Genomic DNA, 23,955 nt, shown 5'->3' with positions numbered 1-23,955 from the left:
AGCACCGGCAAGGGTGAGGATTACAGGGTGGCCATACGCCACATCGGCGCGTCAGCGCGGGGCCTGCCTGATCCTGTGGGAACAGGCACGCCCCGCGCTGAAGGCAATGCAGTTACAACGCCTCCAGCTCCGCCATCAGGTCGCTCAACCGATCGACCTTGGCGTCATCCAGCGCGCTGTCCTGCAGCCCGCGCACATAGTCCGCCAGCTCTTGCACCGTGCTGCACTCGAACATCGCCCGCAGCGGCACGTTCAACTGCAGGGCCTTCTGCACCCGCGAGGCGATCTGTGTCGCCAGCAGCGAATGCCCGCCCAGCTCGAAGAAGTTGTCGCGCACGCCCACCCGTTCGGCCTTGAGCACATCGGCCCAGATGCCGGCGAGGGTCTGCTCCAGCTCGTCGCGCGGCGCCAGGTAAGCCTGGCTGTACTGGCCACCGATCTCGATGGCCGGCAGCGCCTTGCGGTCGAGCTTGCCGTTGGCGTTGTGCGGCAGGCTGTCGAACCAGCCCCAGTGCAGCGGCACCATGTACTCCGGCAGTTCGGCGCGCAGGCGCTGCTTGAGCTGGTCGAGCAGCGCGGCGTCGGCGGCGACGCCCTGGTGCGCCACCAGGTAGCCGACCAGGTGCTTGCCGTTGACGCCTTCCTGCACGCCCACCGCGGCATCGCGCAGTTCGGTTTGCTCGTGCAGGCGTGCCTCGATCTCGCCCAGTTCGATGCGGTAGCCGCGGATCTTCACCTGATGGTCGATACGCCCGACGTACTCCAGCACGCCGTCCGGACGACGGCGAGCCAGGTCGCCGGTGCGGTACAGGCGTTCGCCCGGTGCACCGTACGGGTGCGGGATGAAGGCCTGCGCCGTGCGCAGCGGGTCGCCGACATAGCCACGGCCCACGCCGGTACCTGCGACGCACAGCTCGCCCACCGCGCCCAGCGGCACCAGGGTCTGGTCCTCGCCGAGCAGGTACAGGCGGTTGTTGTCGGTCGGCGTGCCGATCGGCAGGTAGCTGCCCTGGGTCGACGCGGCATCGACGCGGAAGAACGCCACGTCATCCGAGCACTCCGCCGGGCCATAGGCGTTGACCAGGCCGATGGCCGGGTAGCGCTGCAGCCACTGGGCGGCCAGCTCGGGCGGCATGGCCTCGCCGGTCGGCAGCATCCAGCGCAGGCCGTCGAGGGCCTGGTGGTCGTTGGCCAGCATGCCCTGGATCAGCGACGGCACGCTCTCCAGCACGGTGATGCCGGTGGCCTGCACATGGCTCAGCAGGCCTTGCGGGTCATGGGCGATGGCGTTCGGCACGATCTGCACCTTGGCCCCGAACAGCGGCGCGGCGAGGAACTGCCACACCGAGATGTCGAAGCTCTGCGAGGCGGTCTGGGCGATCACGTCCTGCTCGTCCAGGGCCAGGTACGGCACCTTGCTCAGCTGGTTGTTGAGCATGCCGCGCTGCTCGACCATCACGCCCTTGGGCAGGCCGGTGGACCCGGAGGTGTAGATCACGTAGGCGAGGTTGTCCGGCGCGCTGTGGATGCCGGGGTTGTGGCTGGCCACGTTGCTCGCCTGCAGCTCCTCCCAGACCAGCAGCTTCGGCCGCGCCGCGCCCGCCACTTCGTCGAGCAGCTGGCGCGCCTGCTCGGCGCAGGCCGCGCTGCACACCAGCACCGGCGTGCGGCTGAGCTCGACGATGCGTTGCAAGCGCGCGGACGGCAGGCCCGGATCCAGCGGCAGGTAGCCGGCGCCGGCCTTGAAGCTGCCGACGATCATGCCCAACAGCGCCAGGCCGCGCTCGGCCAGCAGCGCCACCGGCTGGTCGATGGCCACGCCGGCCGCGACCAGGGCATGGCCGAGGCGGTTGGCCGCCACGTTCAGGCCCGCATAGTCGTAAGCGGCCGCCTCGCAGCGGGCGACGGTGCGCTGCGGGTGCGCGGCGACCCGCGCCTCGAACAGCTCGACGTAGCTCTGCTCCAGGGCGTAGCTGTGCTCGGTGCGATTGCAGTCCTCGAGCAGGAAGCGCTGCTCGTCGGCACCCAGCAGCGCCAGCTCATCCACCTCGCCATTGAAGCCCTCGACCAGCGCCAGCAGCAGGCGCTTGAACTCGGCGAGCAGGCGCTCGACGGTCGAGTAGTCGAAGTAACGCTGGTCGAACGACAGGTGCAGGCCCAGGTCATCGCCCGGGTAGCACACCGCGGTCAGCGGGAAGTTGGTGTGGGTGCGGCCCGAGTCGGAGCTGGCGTCCAGGTGCTGGGCGTGGTCGAGCACGGCGGTTTCCACCGGGGCGTTCTCGAACACGAACAGGCTGTCGAACAGCGGCTGGCCCTTGGGCAGCTCGCTGCACTCCTGGATCGCCACCAACGGCAGGTACTCGTACTCGCGCAGCTGCATGTTACGGTCGAGCAGGCCTTGCAGCCAGTCACGCACGCTGCGTCGCTCGCCGGGCTGCGGCATCTGCACGCGCAGGGCGATGCTGTTGATGAACAGGCCGACCGTGCGCTGCATCTGTGGCAGGCTCACCGGACGCCCGGCCACGGTGACGCCGAACACCACGTCGCGGTCGCCGCTGTAACGGGCCAGGGTCAGCGCCCAGGCCGCCTGGGCGAAGGTATTGACCGTCAGCTGGTGGGCCTGGGCCAGTTCGCGCAGGCGCGCGCCCTCGCTCACCTCGAGGCGGGTGTAGCAATCACCCACTACCATGCCGTCACCGGCGTGATCGTGGCGCAGCGGTCGGTCGCTGGGGATCGCCGTGGCCCGTTCGAAGCCGGCCAGGTTGGCCTGCCACCACTGGCGCGCCTCGTCGAGGTCCTGGCGCTGCAGCCAGCCGATATAGTCACGGTAGCGCGGCGGCACCGGCAGCTGGGCCTGGCGCCCTTCGCCCAGGGCCTGGTAGATCTCGAAGAAGTCGTTCATCAGCAGCGAGCGGCACCAGGCATCGATGAGAATGTGGTGGTTGCTCATCATGAACCAGTAGCGTGCGTCGTCGACGCGCACCAGGCGCAGGTGGAACGGCGCTTCGCGCAGCAGTTCGAATCCGGCCTCGCGCTCCTGCTTGTGCAGGGCCTGCAGGCGCGCTTCCTGGGCGGTCTCGTCGAGGCCGCGCCAGTCCTGGTAGTCCACCGGGGTCTTGCCGGGCTTGTGGATGATCTGCAGCATCGCTTCGCCGGCGTTCCAGCTGAACGACGCACGCAACGCCTCGTGGCGCGCCACCACGGCCTGCCAGGCCTGGGCGAAGCGCTCGGGGTCGAGGGCACTGTTGATGCGGTAGCGGTCCTGCATGTAATAGATGCCGGTGCCCGGCTCGAGCAGGGTGTGTAGCAGCAGGCCTTCCTGCATCGGCGTCAGCGGGTAGACGTCCTCGATCTCGGCGACCGGGATCGGCAGCGCGTCGATCTGCTCCTGAGTCAGTTGCGCCAGCGGGAAGTCCGACGGCGTGAAGCTGCCGTTGCCGTCCACCAGGCAGTGGCCGACCAGGGCCAGCAGTTCCTGGCGGTAGGCTTCGGCCAGACGGGCAATGGTCGCTTCGTCGTAGCGCTCGGCGCTGAAGCTCCAGCGCAGTTGCAGCGCGCCGCCGTACACCTGGCCATCGACGCTCAGCCAGTTCGGCAGCGGCGCGTCGAGGTCATGGGCCAGGCCCGCGGGGGCATCCAGCGGCTGGAACAGCGCCGCCTGGTCGAACTGCTGGTCGAACTGGCCCAGGTAGTTGAAGGTGATGCGCGCCTGGGGCAGCGCGGCCATGCGTTCGCGCCCGGCCTCGTCGGCCAGGTAACGCAGCACGCCATAACCCAGCCCCTTGTGCGGCACCTGGCGCAGCTGCTCCTTGATGCGCTTGATCGAGCCGGCACGGGCCGATTCGCCCTCACCCATCTGCGGGCTCAAGCTCAGCGGGTAGGCATTGGTGAACCAGCCGACACTGCGGGTCAGGTCCATGTCCTCGAACAAGCCGTCGCGGCCATGGCCCTCCAGTTGCACCAACACCTGTTGGTCGCCGCTCCACTGGCACAGGGTGCGCGCCAGGGCGGTCAGCAGCAGGTCGTTGACCTGGGTGTGGTAGGCCGCCGGCGCCTGTTGCAGCAGCTGACGGGTCTGTTCGACGTCCAGTTCGATGGCGATGCTGCGGGCATGGCGGTGCAGGTTGCCACCCTGGGGATGATCGCAAGGCAGTTCGCGGCGGGCGCTACCCAGTTGGGCTTCCCACCAGCCCAGCTCGTCGCGCAGCGAATCGCTGCCGGCATAGCTGGCCAGGCGCGCCGCCCAGTCGCCCATGGCATGGGTCTTGGCAGCCAGCGTTTCACCGCGGTACAGCGCCTGCAGGTCTTCCAGCAGGACGCGCCAGGACACACCATCGACCACCAGGTGATGGATGGCCAGCAGCAGGCGCTGGGCACCCTGGCCGTCGCTGACCAGCAAGGCACGCAGCAGCGGCCCCTCGGCAAGGTCGAGGCTGCGCTGCACATCGGTATAGAGCGCCTGGCAGTCCTCGAAGTCGGTCACCGTCGCGGTCCACAGCAACGGCTGGGCGCTCTGCTGGGCGTACTCACCCCGCCAGCGGCCGTTGGCCTGGTCGAAGCGCAGCCGCAGGCTGTCGTGGTGCTCGACCAGCGCGGCCAGGGCCTGCTCCAGCGCCTCAGCCTGCAATGGCTGGCGCGCCTGCAGCAGCACCGCCTGGTTCCAGTGCTGCGGTTGCGGCACTTCGCTGTCGAAGAACCAGTGCTGGATCGGCGTCAGGCCGCTGTGGCCCTCGCGCGCGCCCTGCTCGATGCTGCTCGGCGCCTCGCTGCGGGTCACCACGGCCGCCAGGGTCTGGATGGTCTGGTGCTGGAACAGGTCGCGCGGGGTGAACTGCAACCCCAGCTGGCGGGCCCGGCTGACTACCTGGATCGACAGGATCGAGTCGCCGCCCAGTTCGAAGAAATTGTCCTGCACGCCGATGCGCGACTGGTTGAGCACTTCGCGCCAGACCTGCGCCAGCTGGCTTTCCAGCTCGTTGGCCGGGGCCTGGTAGTGCTGGCGCGCCTGCTCCAGGTCCGGCGCCGGCAGCGCGCGGCGGTCGAGCTTGCCGTTGCCCATCAGTGGCAAGCTGTCGAGCAGCACCAGGTGCGCCGGCACCATGTAGTCCGGCAGATGCTGGCGGGCATCGGCCTTGACCGCCTCGCGCAGCAGGGCCTGGGCCTCGGCGTCGGCGCCGGCCTGCGGGCACACCAGGTAGCCCACCAGCTGCTTGCCGCCCGGCAGGTCAAGGGCCAGGACCACCGCCTCCTCGACGTCGGCGTGCTCCTGCAGGCGGCTCTCGATCTCGCCCAGCTCGATACGGAAGCCGCGGATCTTCACCTGCTGGTCGGCACGCCCGACATATTCCACCAGGCCATCGGCGCGCAGGCGCACCAGGTCGCCGGTGCGATACAGGCGGCCACCGTCATGGCTGAACGGGTCGGCGACGAAGCGCTCGGCGCTCAGGCCTGGGCGGTCGTGATACCCCTGGGCCAGGCCCGCGCCGCCCACGTACAGCTCACCGATGCCACCCTGCGGCAACAGGGCCAGGTCGTCGTCGAGGATATAGGCGGTGCGGGCGCCGATCACCCGGCCGATCGGCACGCTGCCGGCATCGACGGGCAGCGTGTCCGGCGCCAGGCACGCCAGCGGCATGACCACGGTCTCGGTCGGGCCATAGGCGTTGAAGAACTGTTGCGGGGCAAAAGCCTGGCGGATGCGCAGCAGGTGTTCGCCGGTCAGCGCCTCGCCACCGGTGATCACCAGGCGCACCGGCAACTGCTCGCCCTGCCCGGCCAGGTACTGGGCCAGCTGGCTGCCGTAGCTCGGGGTGAAGCCGAGCACGCTGACCTGCTGTTCACGTACCAGCTGGCAGATTTCCTCGGCGCCCCATTGGCCCTGGGCGCGCAGCACCACGCGGGCGCCGCACAGCAGCGGTACCAGCAGGCGTTCGCTGGCGGCGTCGAAGTTGATCGAATAGAAATGCAGCTCGCAGTCGTCGCTGCGCATGCCGAACTCGGCGATCACCGCCTTGCAGTGCATGGCGATTTCACCGTGGCTGACCACCACGCCCTTGGGCTTGCCGGTGGAGCCGGAGGTGTAGATCAGATAAGCCTGGTGCTGCGTCAGGTTGAGGTTGTCCAGGGCGGCGTCGCTGTAGGCGGACAGGCTCGCGGCATCGTCCTCCAGGCTCCAGCGCGCGACACCTGGCGGCAGTTCGCCCAGGGTGTCGAGCAGCGCCCGCTGGCCGATCAGCAGGCCAAGGCGGCTGTCCTCGATCATGTAGCGCAGGCGGTCGAGCGGGTATTCCGGATCCAGCGGCACGTAGGCGCCACCGGCCTTGAGAATGGCCAGCAGGCCCACCACCATCTCCAGCGAGCGCTCCAGCGCCAGGCCTACCCGCACCTGCGGGCCTACGCCGCGCTCGCGCAGGGCGCGGGCCAGGCGATTGGCCTGCTGGTCGAGCTCGGCGTAGCTCAGGTGCTGGCCGGCAAAGGTCAGGGCCAGGGCATGCGGGGTACGCTCGGCCTGGGCGGCGAACAACCCGTGCAGCGTCTGGTTCAGCTCGAAGTCCTGCTCGCCCTGGAGCTGACCGATCAGCACCTGCTGTTCGGCCTCGGCCAGCATCGGCAGTTCGCACAGGCGCTGTTGCGGGTCGTCGATCAACGCCACCAGCAGTTGCTGCCAGTGCTCGGCCATGCGGGCGATACGCGGTTCGTCGAACAGGTCGCGGCTGTAGGTGAAGCAGCAGCCCAGGCGGCCATCGAGGTCGGTGACCTCCAGGTAGAGGTCGAACTTGGTGGCGCTGGCGTCGTTGACCAGGTAGTCCACCTGCATGCCCACCAGCTCACGGCTCTGCTGGAAGGCCCAGCGCTGCACGTTGCACATCACCTGGAACAGCGGGTTGTAGGCGCTCGAACGCGGCGGCTGCAGGGCCTCGACCAGTTGCTCGAACGGCAGGTCCTGATGCGACTGGCCGTCGATGATGGTCTGGCGCACCTGGTCGAGCAACGCGCCGGCGCTCATCTGCCCGTCCAGCTCGCAGCGCAGCACCTGGGTGTTGAGGAAGGCGCCGATCAGCCCTTCGCTTTCCGGACGGATGCGGTTGGCCACCGGCGCGCCGATGCGCAGGTCGCGCTGGCCGCTGTAGCGGTGCAGCAGCGTGGCCAGGGTGGCGGTCATGGTCATGAACAGGGTCAGGCCGCGCTGGCTGTTGAAGGCATGCACGCGCTTGACCAGCGCAGGATCCAGGTCGAAGCGGTAGAGCTCGCCGCGGTGGCTCTGCACTGCCGGGCGCGGACGGTCGGCCGGCAGCGCCAGCACCGGATGCTCCTCGCCCAGACGGTCTTTCCAGTAGGCCAGCTGACGGGCGCCCTCGCCGCCTTCCAGCCACTGGCGCTGCCAGACGCTGTAGTCGAGGTACTGCACCGGCAGCGGCGCCAGCGGCGACTCGCGCTCGTCGACGAAAGCCTCGTACAGCTCGCCCAGTTCACGGGCGAAGATGTCCATGGCCCAGCCTTCGGTGACGATGTGATGCAAGGTCAGGACGAAGTAGTGCTCGCGCTCGCCGGCCTTGACCAGGCAGGCGCGCAGCAGCGGGCCGCGCTCCAGGTCGAACGGCTGGTGCGCCTGGTCGTCGGCCAGTTGCTGCAGACGTTGCTGGCGGGCCTCGTCGGCCAGGGCGCTGAAGTCGTGCCAGTGCAGTTGCAGGTGGCTGTCATCGGCCACGCACTGGTACGGCTTGCCGTCGATGCTGGGGAAGGTGGTGCGCAGGGTTTCATGGCGCACGATCAGCGCCTGCAGGGCACGCTCGAAGGCGTCCACGTGCAGCGGTCCCTGGAAGCGGGCCATGCCGCCGACGTTGTAGGCGGGGCTGTGCGGGTCCATCTGCCAGAGGAACCACATGCGCTGCTGCGAGTACGACAGTGGCACGGCCTGGCGGCGGTCGACACGGGCGATGACGCCTTGCCGGTTACGCTCGCCGCTGCCTTGCAGGCGGGCGATCTCGGCGCAGAACGCGCCCAGTTCGCTGGCGTCGAACAGGGCCTTGAGCGGCAGCTCGACATCCAGCGCCTGGCGGGTACGCGAGACGATCTGGGTGGCCAGCAGCGAGTGGCCGCCGAGGGCGAAGAAATCGTCCTGCAGGCCAACCTGCGGAAGGTTCAGCACCTCGCGCCAGATCGCCGCGACCTGCTGCTGCAGCGCGCTTTGCGGCTCGACATGCTCACGTTGCTGCCAGACCGGCGCCGGCAGCGCCCTGCGGTCGACCTTGCCGCTCGGCCCCAGGGGCATCTGCGCCAGGTGGATGAGCTGGGCCGGCACCATGTAGGCCGGCAGGCACTCCGCCAGCGCGGCCAGCAGCGCGTCGCTCTGCTCGATGCCACTGTAGTAACCCACCAGTTGGGCGCCAACGGCGTCCTGGTGAATCAGCACCAGGGCCTGGGCAACACCCGGTTGGGCCAGCAGCACCGCCTGCACTTCCTCGGGCTCGACGCGGAAACCGCGCACCTTCACCTGCTGGTCGAGGCGGCCCAGGTACTCCAGGGCCTGGCTCTGCACATGCCAGCGGGCACGGTCGCCACTGCGGTACAGGCGCGCGCCGTCGCCATCGGGCTGGGGCACGAAACGCTCGGCGGTCAGCCCCGGGCGGCCGAGGTAGCCACGGGCCAGGCCCGCGCCCCCCAGGCACAGCTCGCCGGGCACGCCCGGCGCGCTCAACTCGAACTCGTCGTCCAGCACCCGGCACAGCACGTTGCCCAGCGGGCGGCCGATCGGCGAGCGTTCGCCATCACTCGCCTGGCAGTGCCAGTGGGTGACGTTGATGGCGGTTTCGGTCGGGCCGTAGCGGTTGTGCAGTTGCACTTGCGGCAGCAGTTGCAGCACGCGGTCACGCAAGGCCGCGGACAGCGCCTCGCCACCGGAGAACAGCCGGCGCAGGCTGGTGCAGCCAGCGGCCAGCGGCTCCTGGACAAACACCTGCAACAGCGGCGGCACGAAGTGCAGCGTGGTCACCCCGTGTTGCTGGATCAGCTGGGCGATGCGCTGCGGGTCACGGTGCTCGCCGGGGCCGGCCAGCACCAGCTGGCAACCGGTGACCAGCGGCCAGAAGCACTCCCACACCGACACGTCGAAGCTGATCGGTGCCTTCTGCATCAGCACGTCGCTGGCGTCCAGCGCGTAGGTTTGCTGCATCCACTGCAAGCGTTCGGCCAAGGCCGCGTGGGTGTTGCCCACGCCCTTGGGCTGGCCGGTGGAGCCGGAGGTGTAGATCACGTAGGCAAGGTTGTCGCCGTGCAGGTGCAAGCCCGGGGCCTGGCTCGGCCAGCTGTCCAGGTGCAGCTGATCAAGGGCGATGGCGCTGACGCCGTCCACCTGCGGCAGCTTGTCGAGCAGGCTGGCGTGGCTGAGCAGCAGGCCGGCCTTGCAGTCGGCCAGCATGTAGGCCAGGCGCTCGGCCGGGTAGTCGGTGTCCAGCGGCACATAGGCGGCGCCGGCCTTGAGAATGGCCAGCAGACCGACCAGCAACTGCGGCGAACGCTCGAGGGCAATGGCCACGCAGGTGTCCGGGCCGACGCCCTTGTCGCGCAGGTAATGGGCCAGGCGGTTGGCCTGCTGGTGCAACTCGGCATGGCTGAGCTGGCCGCCCTCCCACACCAGCGCGGTGTGCTCGGGGGTCAGGCGGGCCTGTTCATTGAGTTGCTCGACCAGCAGCCGCGGCGCGCTCGCCATCGGCGCCTGCCCCCAGCCGAGCAGTTGCGCGCGGCCCTGCTCGTCGAGCAGGCGCACCTCGCCGAGGGCCAGTTGCGGCTCGGCGCAGACCTGCTCGAGCAAGGCCAGCAGATGGCTGGCCAGGCGCTTGACGGTGGCCGCCTCGAACAACCCGGCGGCGTAGTCGAAGGCCAGCGTCAGGCGGCCCTGGTGGTCTTCCTCGCTGTGCAGCTGCAGGTCGAACTTGGCCTCGCGGCTGTGCCACGGCAACTCTTCGGCCAGCAGCCCGGGCAGGCGGCGCAGGGCCGACAGGTCGCGCTGCTGGTGGTTGAACATGACCTGGAACAGGCCCTGTTCACGGGCCTGCGGCAGCGCTTCGAGCAGTTGCTCGAACGGCAGGTCCTGATGGGCCTGGGCTTCCAGGGTAGCCTGGCGCGCCTGGGCCAGCAGCCCGGCGAACGGCAGGCGGCCGTCGAGTTCGGCGCGCAGCACCTGGGTGTTGATGAAAAAGCCCACCATGCCCTGGGTTTCCAGGCGCGGGCGGTTGGCGTTGGGCACGCCGACGCGGATGTCGCCCTGGCCGCTGTAGCGGTGCAGCAGGGCCTGCCAGCCGGCCAGCAGGACCATGAACAGGCTGGCCTGCTGGTCGCGGGCCAGGTCCTTGAGGGCGCTGGTCAGCGCCGCCGGCACCTTGAGGCTGTGGCGCGCGGCGCGGGTGTGCTGCTGGCTGGCGCGGGGCTGGTCGGTGCACAGGTCGAGCACCGGCAGTTCATCACCTAATGTGTTCTTCCAGTAGTCGAGCTGACGGGCGCTCTCGCCGTCGGCCAGCCACTGGCGCTGCCACTGGCCGTAGTCGGCGTAGCCCAGCGTCAGTTCGGGCAGTTGCACGGCCTGGCCTTGGGCGGCGTACAGGCGGGCGAACTCATCCAGCAGGATATTCAGCGACCAGCCGTCGGCGACGATGTGGTGCAGGGTCACCCACAGCTGGTGCTCTTCGTCGTCCAGACGCGCCAGGGTCACCCGCAGCAGCGGGCCCTGGCGCAGGTCGAACGGCTGCTGCGCCTCGTCCTCACGGCGCGCGGCCACTTCGGCGGGCGACAGCCCTTCGAGGTCCAGATGGCGCAGGGTGAACGACGGGTCCGGCAGGATGCGCTGCACGGCCTGGCCGTCGACCTCGTCGAACAGCGTGCGCAAGGATTCGTGGCGGGCGACCAGGGACTGGAAGCTCGCCAGCAGCGCCGCTTCGTCCAGCTCGCCGCGCAGGTGCAGGCCGGCGGGGATGTTGTAGGCGGCGGACTGCGGCTCCAGTTGCCACAACAGCCACAGGCGATTCTGCGCCAGGGACTGCGGCAATGCCTGGTCGCGGTCCTGGTTGTGGATGACGCCGGCGGCGCTGCCGCCTTCGGCGAGGATGGCCGCCACGGCGGCGCTGTACTCGGCCAGGGTCGGTGCTTCGAACAGGATGCGCAGGCTCAGTTGCAGGCCCAGCTCGTCGCCCAGGCGCGCGGTCACCTGGGTGGCGGCGATGGAGTTACCGCCCAGCAGCAGGAAGTGATCGTCCGCCGCCACCGATTCGACCTTGAGCAGCTCACGCCAGATGCCAGCGATCCGTGCCTGCAGGTCGTCCCCAGCCACGCCATTACCCTGCTCCGTTTGCGCCGTCGGGAACCGCGCATAGATATCCAGGCTGCCGTCGTTCATGCGCAGGCGGCAGGCCGAGCGCTGCAGCTTGCCGCTGGAGGTCTTGGGCAGCGCGCCGGGGTTGAGCAGCAGGACCACGGCCGGGGCCTGGCGGCAGGCGTCGGCGATGACCCGGCGCAGGGTGTTGATCAGCGCCTCGGGCGTGTGCGCCTTCTGCACATTGCGGCTGATCTCCACCGCCACGCCGATGCCCTCCTCGCCCTGGTCGTCGACGGCGAATACCGCCACCCGGCCCTTGCGCAGCACCTCGACCTCACGCTCCAGGGTCTTTTCCAGGTCCTGCGGGTAGATGTTCTGGCCACGGACGATGAGCATGTCCTTCAGGCGCCCGGTGACGAACACCTCGCCATCGCGCATGAAACCCAGGTCGCCGGTGCGCAGCCAGGTCTGGCCGTCCATCTCGACGAACGTACGGGCGCTGGCCTCGGGGTTGCGCCAGTAGCCCAGGGCGATGCTCGGGCCGCCGGCCCAGATCTCGCCCACCTGGTTGTCAGCCAGCACCTGCAGCTGCTGCGGCTCGACGATGCGCACCGCGTGGCCCGGCTGCGGATAGCCGCAACTCATCAGCACGCTGCCCTTGCCCGGCTCGGCACGGTTGGCGGCGAAGGCCTCGGCATCCAGTTCCAGGGCGCCGATGCCCTGGCCACGGCGGCTGCCGCTGACGAACAGGGTGGCTTCGGCCAGGCCGTAGCTGGCGAAGAAACTGCTGGCGTCGAAGCCACAGGCGGCAAATTTTTCGGCGAAGGTGTCGAGGCTGTCCTGGCGGATCGGCTCGGAACCGGAATAGGCCACGCGCCAGCGGCTCAGGTCCAGGCCGGCGATTGCGGCCTCGCTGACCCGCTCGCTGCACAGGCGGTAGGCGAAGTCCGGGCCGCCGCTGATGGTGCCGCCGTATTCGCTGATCGCCTGCAGCCAGCGCAGCGGCCGGGCGAGGAAGTAGCCCGGCGACATCAGCACGCAGGGCACGCCACTGAAGATCGGCTGCAACAGACCGCCGATCAGGCCCATGTCGTGGTACAGCGGCAGCCAGCTGACGATCACGTCGTCCGGGTTCAGGTCGATGCCGAAGCCCTGGCGGATCAGTTGCTCGTTGGCCACCAGGTTGCCATGGCTGACCTGCACGCCCTTGGGCAGCGCGGTGGAGCCGGAGGTGTACTGCAGGAAGGCGATGTCATTGCCTTTGAGCTCAGGCTCGCGCCACTGCCCGGCCAACTGCGGGTCCAGGCGATCCACTGCCAGCAGGCCCGGGGCGTTGGCCCCTGCCAGGGCTTCGAGGCCCTGCAAACTGTCACACAGCGCTTCTACCGTCAGCAGCAGGCGCGGCTCGGCGTCGTCGATGATCGACAGCAGGCGCTCCTGGTGATGCTGACGCGAAGACTCCGGCGGATACGCCGGCACGGCGATCACCCCGGCATACAGGCAGCCGAAGAAGGCCGCGACATAGTCCGGGCCGCTGGGGAACAGCAGCACGGCGCGCTCGCCGAACCCGGCCCGGGCCTGCAACGCCGCGGCGATGGTCCGCGCGCGCTGGTCGAGGTCCCGGTAGCTGAGCACCGCCTGCTCGCCGGGCGCGTCGGCCAGGAAGCGCAAGGCAATGCGCTCAGGGGTCTGGGCGGCGCGCTGCGCCAGGGCCTGGACCAGCGAGTGCGGGAGTTCGAAGGCGTCCGTCATGGAATGTTCCTGCCAGTGTCTGGGTGAGTCGCGCCTGACTGGCCCGCGCACGACAGGCGGGCAGTGTTCGGCAGCCGAGATGTACACAGGGGAACGGATGGGCCTGGGAAGAAATTAGGCCCGTCGGACGGCCCGGGAAGGCCGGGCGCAGAGGGATGGAGTGAAGCCGTTCACAGCCTGGAGCTTAGAACCAAAATGGATCAAAACTCATTAACTTTCGTATTTGACAATCATTATCATTACGAATAGTTTGTCGCACGTCGTAGGAAGCCTCCCTCAGGGGTGCGCTCCCACTCCTCTTCGAGACAAGGTGATTTCCATGGCGGAACAACTATCCACAAGTAAGTGCGATTCACCATTACTCCAGGCATTCGTCGACAACCGCAGCATCCTGGTGAAGATCGCGGCGCGCATCACCGGTTGCCGCTCCCGCGCCGAGGATGTGGTGCAGGACGCCTTCTTCAGGCTCAGCGCCGCCCCGCAGATCACCTCTTCATTCAAGGCCCAGCTCAGCTACCTGTTCCAGATCGTGCGCAACCTGGCCATCGATCACTACCGCAAGCAGGCCATGGAGCTGAAATACACCGGCAGCGAAGAGGAAGGGATGAACGTGGTCATCCAGAACGCCTCGCCTGAAGCCACCCACATCAATCTCGCCGCCCTGGAGCACATCGCCGACGCCCTCGACGAACTGCCCAAGCGCACCCGCTACGCCTTCGAGATGTACCGCCTGCATGGCGTGCCACAGAAGGACATCGCCAAGGAGCTGGGGGTGTCGCCGACGCTGGTCAACTTCATGATCCGCGATGCGCTGATCCATTGCCGCAAGAGCAGTCGCCTGGGCTGAGCTGTTCTCCATCGATTCTGCTGGACCCTGTGGGAGCGGGTTTACCCGCGAAGAATCCAACGCGGCGCCTGGCACCGGCTGCGCCGGTGTTCGCGGCTGAAGCCGCTCCCACAGGAGCACGCGTTTGCCTCGGGCACTGCAGAATTCTGCACGCTCATTACTGAATACGCGGCAACTTCGCCGAAATTTAGTCGTGCGGCGCTTCGACGGTGATCTTGTAGGGCTTGAAGATGCGCAGCAGTTCGCCATTTTCCCGCAGCTGGCGCAACAGGCTGGCGAAGGCCTCGGGGCTGATGGCCGCACCCGGGCGCAGCAGCGCGTAGTGATGGTAGACCTGATCGACCCGTTGCGACGCCAACAACTGGCCGGCGCTGTCCGGGTTGCGCTGGAGGAAGTCGCTCAGGTACGAGCGGGTGACCAGGGCGATGTCGGCACGCCCGCGCTCGACCATGTTCAGGTTGCTGTCGTGGGAATAGGTCAGCGTGGCGCGGTAGCGCTTCTTCAGCCAGGCCGGGTCCGCGTTGAAATCGGCGAAGGCGTAGTGGTAGCCATTGAACAGCGCCAGGCGCTTGCCCTCGAGGTCGTCGAAGTAATGCTGGTCACGCCCGGCCTGCTGGCGGCTGACGAAGATCTCGGCATCCTCCAGGCCCATGTCCACCGCCTTGTGCTCGATCTCCTGCCAACCCCACTGCGGATTCTCGAAGATCGCCATGTCGGTGCGACCCTGCTGGAAATCGCCGAAACGCCGGGGAATCGAGGTGGGCACCAGGACGAAACGATACAGGGACTGCGAGCGATTGAGCGATTCCACCAACTGCGGCAGCAGGCCGGTATCGGCACCCTGCTCCGGGCGCACGGTGTAGGGCGGGAAATGCGCCGCCCCGATCTTCACTTCCCGCACCACCTCGGCCTGCGCCGCAGCACTCAGCAAAACCGTCGCGAACAGCAACAGGGCGGACGACAGCTTGGCATTGGGCAGTGGAGTCAAGTCGGGACACTCATCACGGGTAAAGGCCTGAATGCGCCTAAGCTAGGCGTTTTCCCGCACAGGCACAACCGCCGAATATGCCAAAGTGCCAGGGGATGTCGTGGGCCTCGAGTTTGGCTACGCTCTACTGGCCTGCGCACGCGCCCCGGCGAGCGCGCAGGCTTTTCTGCATTGATAGGGAGCCTGGCATGGGCCATTGGTTGGTGATCGACCTGGAAGCCACCACCGACGACGGCGGCTGGCCGGTCACGGAGATGGAAATCATTGAAATCGGCGCAAGCCTGGTCACCCGCGATGGGCGCGAGGTCGACCACTTCCAGCGCTTCGTACGGCCCCGGCGGCGGCCGCAGCTGACCCCCTTCTGCTGCGAGCTGACCCACATCGGCCAGGCCGAGGTCGATGCGGCTGCGCCCTTCCCCGAGGTCTGGGCCGCGTTCGAACGCTGGCTGGGCCATCACCAGGCACAGTTGCAGGCCTGGGTCAGCTGGGGCGACTACGATCGCAAGCAGCTGCTGCAGGAATGGCAGGCGCACCATGTGCGCAGCCTGCTCGAGCAACTGCCGCACATCAACCTCAAGCAACGCTTCGCCAAGGCCCGCCACCTGCAGCGCCCGGCAGGCCTGAACAGCGCCCTGCAACTGGCCGGCCTGCAGTTTTCCGGGCAACAGCACCGGGCCCTGGAAGACGCCCGCAACACCGCACGCCTGCTGCCCCTGAGCCTGCCGCCGGGCAGCGCCTGAAACAGATGACGCAGGGGCGGGCCTTGGGCATACTGGCCAGCCCTTTTTTCAGTCCTTTTTCAGGAGTCGCCCGATGTTCAAGGTCAATGAGTACTTCGATGGCACCGTCAAGTCGATCGCCTTCGAAGGCAAGGAAGGTCCGGCCACCGTGGGCGTGATGGCCCCGGGCGAATACGAGTTCGGCACCGCCAAGCGCGAGATCATGCACGTGGTCTCCGGCGCCCTGAGCGTGAAGCTGCCGGGCAGCGACAACTGGGAAACCTTCAATGCTGGCGACAAGTTCAACGTGGCCGCCGACAGCAAGTTCCAGCTGAAGGTCGCCGTGGATACCGCTTACCTGTGCGAGTATCGCGACTAAGCGATAGCCTGCACCGGCCTCTTCGCGGGTAAACCCGCTCCCACAGGGTTCGAGCATTGCACCGTCCCTGTGGGAGCGGGTTTACCCGCGAAGAAGGCTGCATCAATCTTTCAGGAAAGCCGCCACCCGCTGCGCCGCCGCCTGCATGTGCTGCTCATGGCTGAACCCCGACGCCTTCAACGGCTTGAGGTCATGATCGGCCGCCACCAGCCAGCTCACCTCGATCGCCGGCGATAGCTCATATCCTTGCACCGCCTCACGATTGCCCAGGGCATCCCGCTCGCCCTGCACGATCAGCGTGCGCGTGCGTAGCCCGGCCAGGTGCTCCACCCGTGGCTTCTCAGGCTTGCCCACGGCATAGAACGGATACCCCAGGCAGACCAGCGCATCGGCGCCCAGTTCGTCTGCCAGCAAGCTGGCCATGCGCCCGCCCATGGACTTGCCGCCGACAGCCAACCGCCCTGCGACCAATGGTCGCAGCTGGTCGTATACAGTCCGCCAGCATTCGAGCAACACCTTCTGCGGATTGGGCGGTCGCTTGCCACCGTTCAGGCGCCGCTCGGCCATGTACGGAAACTCGAAGCGCACCACCCCTACCCCTTGCCCCGCCAGCCTTTGCGCCATGTCCTCCATGAACCCGCTGTCCATTGGCGCACCGGCGCCATGGGCCAGGATCAGGCAGCTGGAAATGCCGCGATCCTCCGCCATTTTCGGAGGATCGCAGCGCAAGCCTGGGACATTTCCGATCTTCGCCCATTGATCCCCGTCAATACCGGCACTTTGCCCATTAATCATGCTTGCCTCGCTGTTTAGCCTGCCTATAACCGTGGATGGGAACCCATACATGAACACAACCAGCAGTACCGCCTACAACTACCAGGTGGTCCGCCAATTCGCCATCATGACGGTGGTGTGGGGCATCGTCGGGATGGGGCTCGGCGTCTTCATTGCCGCCCAGCTCGCCTGGCCCGCCTTCAACCTCGACCTGCCGTGGACCAGCTTCGGCCGCCTGCGACCCTTGCACACCAACGCGGTGATCTTCGCCTTCGGCGGCTGTGCCCTGTTCGCCACCTCCTATTATTCGGTGCAACGCACCTGCCAGACCACCCTGTTCGCGCCACGCCTGGCCGCGTTTACCTTCTGGGGCTGGCAGCTGGTGATCCTGCTGGCGGCGATCAGCCTGCCGCTGGGCTACACCAGCACCAAGGAATACGCCGAACTGGAATGGCCGATCGACATCCTGATCACCATCGTCTGGGTGGCCTATGCCGTGGTGTTCTTCGGCACGCTGATGAAGCGCAACACCAAGCACATCTACGTGGGCAACTGGTTCTTCGGCGCCTTCATCCTCACCGTGGCGATCCTGCACATCGTCAACAACCTGGAAGTGCCGGTCAGCCTGACCAAGTCCTACTCGCTGTATGCCGGCGCCACCGATGCCATGGTGCAGTGGTGGTACGGCCATAACGCCGTGGGCTTCTTCCTGACCGCCGGCTTCCTGGGGATGATGTACTACTACGTGCCCAAGCAGGCCGAACGTCCGGTGTACTCGTATCGCCTGTCGATCGTGCACTTCTGGGCGCTGATCACCCTGTACATCTGGGCCGGTCCCCACCACCTGCACTACACCGCGCTGCCGGACTGGGCGCAGTCGCTGGGCATGATCATGTCGCTGATCCTGCTGGCCCCGAGCTGGGGCGGCATGATCAACGGCATGATGACCCTCTCGGGCGCCTGGCATAAGCTGCGCAGCGACCCGATCCTGCGCTTCCTGGTCGTCTCTCTGGCGTTCTACGGCATGTCCACCTTCGAAGGCCCGATGATGGCCATCAAGACGGTCAACGCCCTGTCCCACTACACCGACTGGACCATCGGCCACGTCCACGCCGGCGCCCTCGGCTGGGTGGCGATGATCTCGATCGGCGCGCTGTACCACACCATCCCGAAAGTGTTCGGCAAGGAGCGCATGTACAGCCTCGGGCTGATCAACGCGCACTTCTGGCTGGCCACCATCGGCACCGTGCTCTACATCGCCTCGATGTGGGTCAACGGCATCGCCCAGGGCCTGATGTGGCGCGCGGTCAACAGCGACGGCACGCTGACCTACTCGTTCGTCGAAACCCTGGTGGCCAGCCACCCAGGCTTCGTCGTGCGCTTCGTCGGCGGCGTGATCTTCCTCAGCGGCATGTTCCTGATGGCCTGGAACACCTGGCGCACCGTGCGCGCCCCGGCCGCCGAGCAAGCCACCGCCAACGCCCAGCTGGCTTGAGGAGTAGAGCCTGATGAACCATGAAGTCGTTGAGAAAAACATAGGCCTGATGGCCCTGCTGATGGTGTTCGCCGTCAGCATCGGCGGCCTGACCCAGATCGTCCCGCTGTTCTTCCAGGACGTCACCAACAAGCCGGTCGAGGGCATGAAGCCCTACACCGCCCTGCAGCTCGAAGGCCGCGACATCTACATCCGCGAAGGTTGCGTGGGCTGCCACTCGCAGATGGTCCGGCCGTTCCGCGCCGAGACCGAGCGCTACGGCCACTACTCGGTGGCCGGCGAGAGCGTGTGGGACCACCCGTTCCTGTGGGGCTCCAAGCGTACCGGCCCGGACCTGGCCCGGGTCGGCGGCCGCTACTCGGACGACTGGCACCGTGCGCACCTGTACAACCCGCGCAACGTGGTGCCGGAGTCGAAAATGCCGTCGTATCCGTGGCTGGTGGCCGCGCAGGTCGACAACAGCCACACCGACGTCAAGATGCGCGTCCTGCGCGGCCTCGGCGTGCCCTACAGCGACGACGACATCGCCGGTGCCAAGGACGCGGTCAAGGGCAAGACCGAGATGGACGCGCTGGTCGCCTACCTGCAGGTGCTCGGCACCGCGATCAAGAACAAGAGGTGAGTGCGATGGAAATGGACATCGGCATGATCCGCGGCCTGGGCACCCTGGTGGTGATGATCGCCTTCATCGGCCTGTCGCTCTGGGTGTTCAACCGTCGCCGCGACCGTGATTTCGCCGAAGCGCGCCTGCTGCCCTTCGTCGACGACCGCCTGCCCCCCGCCGGGCAGGAACCTGCTGCAATGAGGAGTACCCGGCAATGACCACCTTCTGGAGTACGTACATCAGCGTACTGACCATCGGCAGCCTGATCGGCCTGACCTGGCTGCTGCTCGCCACCCGCAAGGGCCAGAGCAGTGACACCACCGACCAGACCATGGGCCACAGCTTCGACGGCATCGAGGAGTACGACAACCCGCTGCCGAAATGGTGGTTCTGGCTGTTCGTCGGCACCCTGGTGTTCTCTGTCGGCTACCTGATCCTCTACCCGGGCCTGGGCAACTGGAAAGGCATCCTGCCCGGCTACGAGAATGGCTGGACCCAGGTGGACGAGTGGCAGAAAGAGATGGACAAGGCCGACGCCAAGTTCGGCCCGATCTTCGCCAAGTACGCCGCCATGCCGGTGGAGGAAGTGGCCAAGGATCCGCAAGCGCTGAAGATGGGCAGCCGGCTGTTCGCCTCCAACTGCTCGGTGTGCCACGGCTCCGACGCCAAGGGCTCCTACGGCTTCCCCAACCTGACCGACAGCGACTGGCGCTGGGGCGGCGAGCCGGAGACCATCAAGGCCTCGATCATGAACGGCCGCCACGGCATCATGCCGGGCTGGTCCACCGTGATCGGCGAGCAGGGCGTGGCCGATGTGGCGGCGTTCGTGCTGACCAATCTCGACGGTCGCACCCTGCCGGCTGATGCCAAGGCCGACCCGGCCAAGGGCAAGGAGCTGTTCGCCACCAACTGCGTGGCCTGCCACGGGCCAGAAGGCAAGGGCACCCCGGCCATGGGCGCGCCGAACCTGACCCACCCGCAGGCGTTCATCTACGGCTCGAGCTTCGCCCAGCTGCAGCAGACCATCCGTTATGGCCGTCAGGGCCAGATGCCGGCGCAGCATGACATCCAGGGCAACGACAAGGTCCACCTGCTGGCGGCCTATGTGTATAGCCTGTCGCAGGAGCAAGTGCCTGAAACCGTAACCGCCAAGTAATACCTCGTGGGGCAAGCCTCACTCGACTGCGCTAACTTCATGCGCGACCCCTGTAGGAGCGGCCTTGTGCCGCGAAAGGGCCGCAAAGCGGCCCCGGCGATCTTTGTTCAATACTGAAATCCCGGGGCTGCTACGCAGCCCTTTCGCGGCACAAGGCCGCTCCTACAGGCTCTAGCGCAAATCCCGCCTTCCCCCTGCAAGACAGTGCTCCCAGGCACTCCCCGCCTTGCACCCCCTCCGAACACAACTAAGCTTGTTGCCACAGTGGCTCAGCTCGCAGCGACCGGAACAGACGTGGTGCACAGCCTGACATCACGCCTCGACTCCACGCTCACGAGCCTGCGGCTTTGGGATGACGCCTTGCGTGCCCGTCCCCGATTAAAAAGCTTGACCAAACGATCAGAAAAACATGGAAAACGGTACACATTACAAATATTTATTTGTGTACAATCATCCAACCCAAAAGCCGCGGGACGGCGGTGAAAAGGGTCTGGACACGGGTCGGCGCAGGTTTCCTTGCGTTGCCATAACCCTGGTGGTTATCGATACTGGCGCCGATTTACCAACCAACAAGAACACCCAAACCGTGGAACCTTAGAATGAGCACTGCAATCAGTCCGACTGCTTATAACTATAAGGTCGTCCGCCAGTTCGCCATCATGACGGTGGTCTGGGGGATCCTTGGCATGGGGCTCGGCGTCTTCATCGCCTCGCAACTGGTATGGCCCCAGCTCAACCTGGACCTGCCATGGACGAGCTTCGGCCGCCTGCGCCCGCTGCACACCAACCTGGTGATCTTCGCCTTCGGTGGCTGTGCCCTGTTCGGCACCAGCTACTACGTGGTGCAGCGCACCTGCCAGACCCGCCTGATCTCCGACAGCATGGCCGCCTTCACCTTCTGGGGCTGGCAGGCGGTGATCGTCGGCGCGCTGATCACCCTGCCGATGGGCTTCACCACCACCAAGGAATACGCCGAGCTCGAGTGGCCGCTGGCGATCCTGCTGGCCATCGTCTGGGTCACCTACGCCCTGGTGTTCTTCGGCACCATCGTCAAGCGCAAGACCAAGCACATCTACGTCGGCAACTGGTTCTACGGCGCCTTCATCGTGGTCACCGCGATGCTGCACATCGTCAACCACATCTCGCTGCCGGTGAGCCTGTTCAAGTCCTACTCGGCCTACGCCGGCGCCACCGACGCGATGATCCAGTGGTGGTACGGGCACAACGCCGTGGGCTTCTTCCTCACCACCGGTTTCCTCGGGATGATGTACTACTTCGTGCCCAAGCAGGCCGAACGCCCGATCTACTCCTATCGCCTGTCGATCGTGCACTTCTGGGCGCTGATCACCCTGTACATCTGGGCAGGTCCCCACCACCTGCACTACACCGCGCTGCCGGACTGGGCGCAGTCGCTGGGCATGGTGATGTCGATCATCCTCCTGGCGCCGAGCTGGGGCGGCATGATCAACGGCATGATGACCCTGTCGGGCGCCTGGCATAAGCTGCGCACCGACCCGATCCTGCGCTTTTTGGTGGTGTCGCTGGCGTTCTACGGCATGTCCACCTTCGAAGGCCCGATGATGGCCATCAAGACGGTCAACTCGCTGTCGCACTACACCGACTGGACCATCGGCCACGTCCACGCCGGCGCCCTCGGCTGGGTGGCGATGATTTCCATCGGCGCGGTCTACCACATGATCCCGAAACTCTACGGCCGCGAGCAGATGCACAGCGTCGGCCTGATCAACGCGCACTTCTGGCTGGCCACCATCGGCACCGTGCTGTACATCGCCTCGATGTGGGTCAACGGCATCACCCAGGGCCTGATGTGGCGCGCCATCAACGACGACGGCACCCTCACCTACTCCTTCGTCGAAGCCCTGCAGGCCAGCCACCCGGGCTTCATCGTCCGTGCCCTGGGCGGTGCGTTCTTCGCCTCCGGCATGCTGCTGATGGCCTACAACGTGTTCCGTACCGTGCGCGCCGCCAACCCGGTTCAGGCTGAGGAAGCCGCCAAGATCGTCGTCGTGGGAGCCCACTGATGAAGCATGAAGCAGTCGAGAAGAATATCGGCCTGATGGCCTTCTTCATGGTCATCGCCGTCAGCGTCGGTGGCCTCACCCAGATCGTCCCGCTGTTCTTCCAGGACGTCACCAACAAGCCGGTCGAGGGCATGAAGCCGCGTACCGCGCTGGAGCTCGAAGGCCGCGACATCTACATCCGCGAAGGCTGCGTGGGCTGCCACTCGCAGATGATCCGGCCGTTCCGCGCCGAGACCGAACGCTATGGCCACTACTCGGTGGCCGGCGAAAGCGTGTGGGACCACCCGTTCCTGTGGGGCTCCAAGCGCACCGGCCCGGACCTGGCCCGTGTCGGCGGCCGCTACTCGGACGACTGGCACCGCGCCCACCTGTACAACCCGCGCAACGTGGTACCGGAATCGAAGATGCCGTCGTACCCGTGGCTGGTGGAGAACAAGCTCGACGGCAAGGACACCGCCAAGAAGATGGAAGTGCTGCGCACCCTGGGCACGCCGTATACCGACGAAGACATCGCCGGTGCCCGCGACGCGGTCAAGGGCAAGACCGAAATGGACGCCATCGTCGCGTACCTGCAAGGCCTTGGCACCCTCATCAAAAGCAAACGGTGACGCTGATGGATATCGGGATGATTCGCGGCCTGGGCACCGTCGTGGTGCTGGTGGCCTTCGTGGGCCTGGCGCTGTGGGTGTTCAGCCCGCGGCGCAAGCAGGAATTCGACGAAGCGACGCAATTGCCGTTCGCGGACGATCCAGACGCCACCCGGCACGTCGAGCAAGCAAAAGCTTCTAGGAGCAAACAACAATGACAACCTTCTGGAGTCTGTACGTCACCGTCCTGACCCTGGGCACCATCTTCGCCTTGACCTGGCTGCTGCTGTCGACCCGCAAGGGCCAGCGCGAAGAGATTACCGACGAAGTCGTCGGCCATGCCTTCGACGGCATCGAGGAGTACGACAACCCGCTGCCGAAATGGTGGTTCTGGCTGTTCGTCGGCACCGTCGTCTTCGCCCTCGGCTACCTGGTGCTGTACCCCGGCCTGGGCAACTGGAAAGGCATCCTGCCGGGCTACGCCTACGTCGACAACGACAAGAAGACCGAGTTCTCTAACGGCCAGGCCGGCTGGACCGGCGTGCACGAGTGGGAAAAGGAAATGGCCAAGGCCGACGCCCGTTTCGGGCCGATCTTCGCCAAGTTCGCCGCCATGCCGCTGGAGGATGTGGCCAAGGACCCGCAGGCCCTGAAGATGGGCGCGCGCCTGTTCGCCTCCAACTGCTCGGTATGCCACGGTTCCGACGCCCGCGGCGCCTACGGCTTCCCCAACCTGACCGACAGCGACTGGCGCTGGGGCGGTGAGCCGGAGACCATCAAGACCACCATCATGAACGGTCGCCACGGCGTGATGCCGGGCTGGGCCACGGTGATCGGCGAGCAGGGCGTGGCGGATGTGGCGGCCTTCGTGCTGACCAACCTTGACGGTCGCAAGCTGCCCGAGGACGCCAAGGCCGACCCGGCCAAGGGCCAGCAGATCTTCGCCACCAACTGCGTGGCCTGCCACGGGCCTGAAGGCAAGGGCACCCCGGCCATGGGCGCGCCGAACCTGACCCATCCGCAGGCGTTCATCTACGGCTCGAGCTTCGCCCAGTTGCAGCAGACCATCCGCTATGGCCGCCAGGGGCAGATGCCGGCCCAGGCGCAGATGCAGGGTAATGACAAGGTGCACTTGCTGGCCGCTTATGTGTACAGCTTGTCGCATCAGGCGGAAACGGCCAAGACCGAGTAAGGCAGGCCTGGCCTCTTCGCGGGTAAACCCGCTCCCACAGGTACTTCACTGAACCTGTGGGAGCGGGTTTACCCGCGAAGAGGCGGCACTGACAGCACAATTCCTGCAGGCC

Annotated in this window: 14 protein-coding genes; 11 read left to right on the top strand and 3 right to left on the bottom strand. The window is 66.8% G+C overall.

Annotated elements, in window-relative coordinates:
• Positions 1–112: 112 nt before the first annotated feature.
• On the bottom strand, positions 113–13,060 hold the full coding sequence (locus POF53_RS11570) for a non-ribosomal peptide synthetase (RefSeq protein WP_498967772.1): 12,948 nt from the start codon (positions 13,058–13,060) through the stop codon (positions 113–115).
• 319 nt (positions 13,061–13,379) lie between these two features.
• On the opposite strand from POF53_RS11570, the gene POF53_RS11565 reads away from it, so the two are divergent.
• On the top strand, positions 13,380–13,907 hold the full coding sequence (locus POF53_RS11565; RefSeq protein ID WP_203651777.1) for an RNA polymerase factor sigma-70: 528 nt from the start codon (positions 13,380–13,382) through the stop codon (positions 13,905–13,907).
• A gap of 187 nt (positions 13,908–14,094) precedes the next feature.
• Here POF53_RS11565 and POF53_RS11560 read toward each other — a convergent pair whose 3' ends face one another.
• A complete protein-coding gene (locus tag POF53_RS11560) occupies positions 14,095–14,895 on the bottom strand; it encodes a substrate-binding periplasmic protein (RefSeq protein ID WP_203651775.1) in 801 nt (266 codons plus the stop codon).
• Between the two features lie 188 nt (positions 14,896–15,083).
• Between POF53_RS11560 and POF53_RS11555 the strand changes: the two genes are divergently transcribed.
• Together POF53_RS11555 and ppnP are read left to right on the top strand one after the other, a co-directional pair.
• On the top strand, positions 15,084–15,635 hold the full coding sequence (locus POF53_RS11555) for a 3'-5' exonuclease (RefSeq protein ID WP_203651773.1): 552 nt from the start codon (positions 15,084–15,086) through the stop codon (positions 15,633–15,635).
• A gap of 73 nt (positions 15,636–15,708) precedes the next feature.
• A complete protein-coding gene (gene ppnP / locus POF53_RS11550; protein WP_038705716.1) occupies positions 15,709–15,993 on the top strand; it encodes a pyrimidine/purine nucleoside phosphorylase in 285 nt (94 codons plus the stop codon).
• 102 nt (positions 15,994–16,095) lie between these two features.
• Here ppnP and POF53_RS11545 read toward each other — a convergent pair whose 3' ends face one another.
• Positions 16,096–16,701 carry an alpha/beta family hydrolase gene (locus tag POF53_RS11545; protein WP_498967769.1) on the bottom strand — a complete coding sequence of 202 codons (606 nt, stop codon included), beginning with the start codon at positions 16,699–16,701 and terminating at the stop codon, positions 16,096–16,098.
• Between the two features lie 136 nt (positions 16,702–16,837).
• Here POF53_RS11545 and ccoN (POF53_RS11540) point away from each other — a divergent pair, with 136 nt between their 5' ends.
• The 8 genes from ccoN (POF53_RS11540) to ccoP (POF53_RS11505) all read left to right on the top strand — a co-directional run bounded on the left by ccoN (POF53_RS11540) (position 16,838) and on the right by ccoP (POF53_RS11505) (position 23,843).
• The gene (gene ccoN / locus POF53_RS11540; protein ID WP_050706570.1) at positions 16,838–18,262 is read left to right on the top strand and encodes a cytochrome-c oxidase, cbb3-type subunit I; all 1,425 of its coding nucleotides are present in this window, start codon (positions 16,838–16,840) and stop codon (positions 18,260–18,262) included.
• Positions 18,263–18,275: 13 nt separating this feature from the next.
• Positions 18,276–18,884 carry a cytochrome-c oxidase, cbb3-type subunit II gene (ccoO, locus tag POF53_RS11535; RefSeq protein ID WP_028692880.1) on the top strand — a complete coding sequence of 203 codons (609 nt, stop codon included), beginning with the start codon at positions 18,276–18,278 and terminating at the stop codon, positions 18,882–18,884.
• Complete coding sequence (locus tag POF53_RS11530; protein ID WP_498967766.1) at positions 18,881–19,084, top strand: cbb3-type cytochrome oxidase subunit 3; 204 nt, start codon at positions 18,881–18,883, stop codon at positions 19,082–19,084. Before ccoO (POF53_RS11535) ends, POF53_RS11530 begins: the two co-directional genes overlap by 4 nt.
• Positions 19,081–20,022 (top strand): cytochrome-c oxidase, cbb3-type subunit III, encoded by a 942-nt coding sequence (gene ccoP / locus POF53_RS11525; RefSeq protein WP_203651769.1) that lies wholly within the window; start codon positions 19,081–19,083, stop codon positions 20,020–20,022. The genes POF53_RS11530 and ccoP (POF53_RS11525) overlap by 4 nt, the downstream gene beginning before the upstream one ends.
• A 599-nt stretch (positions 20,023–20,621) precedes the next feature.
• A complete protein-coding gene (ccoN, locus tag POF53_RS11520) occupies positions 20,622–22,064 on the top strand; it encodes a cytochrome-c oxidase, cbb3-type subunit I (protein WP_011533054.1) in 1,443 nt (480 codons plus the stop codon).
• The gene (gene ccoO / locus POF53_RS11515) at positions 22,064–22,672 is read left to right on the top strand and encodes a cytochrome-c oxidase, cbb3-type subunit II (RefSeq protein WP_186715631.1); all 609 of its coding nucleotides are present in this window, start codon (positions 22,064–22,066) and stop codon (positions 22,670–22,672) included. The genes ccoN (POF53_RS11520) and ccoO (POF53_RS11515) overlap by 1 nt, the downstream gene beginning before the upstream one ends.
• A gap of 5 nt (positions 22,673–22,677) precedes the next feature.
• Positions 22,678–22,869 (top strand): cbb3-type cytochrome oxidase subunit 3, encoded by a 192-nt coding sequence (locus POF53_RS11510; RefSeq protein WP_186715629.1) that lies wholly within the window; start codon positions 22,678–22,680, stop codon positions 22,867–22,869.
• On the top strand, positions 22,866–23,843 hold the full coding sequence (ccoP, locus tag POF53_RS11505) for a cytochrome-c oxidase, cbb3-type subunit III (RefSeq protein ID WP_498967763.1): 978 nt from the start codon (positions 22,866–22,868) through the stop codon (positions 23,841–23,843). The genes POF53_RS11510 and ccoP (POF53_RS11505) overlap by 4 nt, the downstream gene beginning before the upstream one ends.
• Positions 23,844–23,955 lie beyond the last annotated feature (112 nt).

Origin of the sequence: Mitsuaria sp. RG, assembly GCF_028369275.1 — a bacterium.
Taxonomy (GTDB): domain Bacteria; phylum Pseudomonadota; class Gammaproteobacteria; order Pseudomonadales; family Pseudomonadaceae; genus Aquipseudomonas; species Aquipseudomonas peradeniyensis.
The sequence above is the reverse complement of the archived record's forward strand: the minus strand, read 5'-3'. Positions and strand labels throughout refer to the sequence as shown.

Excerpts from the sequence above, each read along its gene's own strand:
- POF53_RS11570 (WP_498967772.1), bottom strand. The coding sequence starts at position 13,060 with ATGACGGACGCCTTCGAACTCCCGCACTCGCTGGTCCAGGCCCTGGCG.
- POF53_RS11565 (WP_203651777.1), top strand. The coding sequence starts at position 13,380 with ATGGCGGAACAACTATCCACAAGTAAGTGCGATTCACCATTACTCCAG.
- POF53_RS11555 (WP_203651773.1), top strand. The coding sequence starts at position 15,084 with ATGGGCCATTGGTTGGTGATCGACCTGGAAGCCACCACCGACGACGGC.
- ppnP (WP_038705716.1), top strand. The coding sequence starts at position 15,709 with ATGTTCAAGGTCAATGAGTACTTCGATGGCACCGTCAAGTCGATCGCC.
- POF53_RS11545 (WP_498967769.1), bottom strand. The coding sequence starts at position 16,701 with ATGGCGGAGGATCGCGGCATTTCCAGCTGCCTGATCCTGGCCCATGGC.
- ccoN (WP_050706570.1), top strand. The coding sequence starts at position 16,838 with ATGAACACAACCAGCAGTACCGCCTACAACTACCAGGTGGTCCGCCAA.
- ccoO (WP_028692880.1), top strand. The coding sequence starts at position 18,276 with ATGAACCATGAAGTCGTTGAGAAAAACATAGGCCTGATGGCCCTGCTG.
- ccoP (WP_203651769.1), top strand. The coding sequence starts at position 19,081 with ATGACCACCTTCTGGAGTACGTACATCAGCGTACTGACCATCGGCAGC.
- ccoN (WP_011533054.1), top strand. The coding sequence starts at position 20,622 with ATGAGCACTGCAATCAGTCCGACTGCTTATAACTATAAGGTCGTCCGC.
- ccoO (WP_186715631.1), top strand. The coding sequence starts at position 22,064 with ATGAAGCATGAAGCAGTCGAGAAGAATATCGGCCTGATGGCCTTCTTC.
- POF53_RS11510 (WP_186715629.1), top strand. The coding sequence starts at position 22,678 with ATGGATATCGGGATGATTCGCGGCCTGGGCACCGTCGTGGTGCTGGTG.
- ccoP (WP_498967763.1), top strand. The coding sequence starts at position 22,866 with ATGACAACCTTCTGGAGTCTGTACGTCACCGTCCTGACCCTGGGCACC.